The 1,711-nt window shown below is 50.9% G+C and carries 1 protein-coding gene; it reads left to right on the forward strand.

The annotated features are described in order from the left end of the window. The coding region (locus tag DXB92_RS13105; protein WP_181977094.1) for an endo-1,4-beta-xylanase at positions 1–1,711 on the forward strand (1,711 nt) is incomplete at both ends.

Raw genomic sequence — 1,711 nt, forward strand, 5'->3', positions numbered from 1 at the left:
AGGAAACGGAAACCGAACTGACGGCAAAACAGACCAGAGCCGGCAAATGGACAGAACTTTCCGCTTCTTATCGTGCACCGGAAAACAGCGGCGAATTCCGGATGACCATTACCACAGACAGCACCAACGATTTTGTGTTTGATGATGTCACCGTAACAGGAAAGTCGGACAGCAGTGAGGTTTCTGCGGCGGCTGAGGAAAAGGGACTGAAAGACGAGTTCGCCGACTATTTTCGGGTGGGCAATATTCTCAACGGCAGTACTGTAAAGAACTCCACCATTACTGCCAGCGTGCTGAAGGACTATAACAGCATCGAGTGCGAGAACGAAACCAAGCCAGATGCAACGCTGGTGCAGTCTCAGTGCAGCGAAACGAATATCGGTGTTTCTCTGAACAATGCTGCCAGCATCATGGACTTCTGCGTCAATAATAACATTGCCATGCGTGGTCATACGCTGGTGTGGCATAGCCAGACACCGCTGTGGTTTTTCAAGGAAAACTTCAATGCCAGCGGAAACTGGGTTTCCTCGGCAGTCATGGATCAGCGTATGGAAAGCTACATCAAAAATATGTTTGCGGCAATCAAGACCCAGTATCCGGATCTGAATCTCTATGCCTACGACGTGGCGAATGAGTGTATCAGCGACGACAGCAACCGTACCGCCAACAATGGCGGCACCAGAGAGCCGGGCGAGAACATCAGCGGACAATCTCCGTGGGTACAGGTCTACGGCAGTAATGCCTTTGTGGAAAAAGCCTTTACCTATGCACGGAAATATGCACCGGAAAGCTGTGCCCTTTACTATAACGATTACAATGAGTATTGGGATCACAAGCGGGATGCTATTTATAGTATGTGCAAGTCCCTCTATGAAAAAGGCTTGCTGGACGGCATTGGCATGCAGTCCCACATCAACGCAGATTATGACGGATTCTCCGGTGTGTCGGCATACACCACGGCAATGAAAAAATTCCTTTCCATTGGCTGCGATTTGCAGATCACAGAATTGGACATCACTATGGAAAACGGCAAGTATACTCTCCAGCAGCAGGCGGATAAGTACAAGGCGATCTTTCAGGCTGCTATGGACTGGAACAAGAATCCCAGCTCAGACGGCAGAGTGACTGCCGTGTGCATCTGGGGGCCGAACGATGCCAACACATGGATCAAAACGGAGAACACCCCGCTGCTGTACGATACCAATCATCAGCCAAAGCTGGCATATACCACACTGACCTCTATGATCCCCCAGTCGGAGTGGGGCGACGGCAACAATCCCGGCGGCAATGACAAACCCATTGAACCGAATGAATACGGCTGGTATTTCCAAAGCACATTTGAGGGCGATACAGACAGCTGGGAAGGCAGAGGCAGTGCAGATGTTCTCACCAGCGGCAGAACCGCCTATGTGGGCAGTGAAGCATTGTTGGTGCAGAACCGGACGGCTGCGTGGAATGGTGCCGGAAGAACACTGAATCCCAAGGCGTTTGTGCCGGGAAAAGAATACAGCTTTAGTGTTAACGTGGAATATTTTGACGGCGATGCAACTGACCAGTTCTTCCTGAAACTGGCATATACCGATGCCAACGGCGAGGCACAGTACGCCACTGTGGCAGAGGGAACTGCCGTCAAGGGCGAGTGGGTACAGCTTGCCAACAAAAACTATCAGATTCCGGAAGATGCCACGAATATGGTGCTGTATGTGGAAAC

Origin of the sequence: Ruminococcus sp. OM06-36AC, from assembly GCF_003438725.1 — a bacterium.
In the GTDB taxonomy this organism is placed as follows: Bacteria; Bacillota; Clostridia; order Oscillospirales; family Ruminococcaceae; genus Ruminococcus_C; species Ruminococcus_C callidus.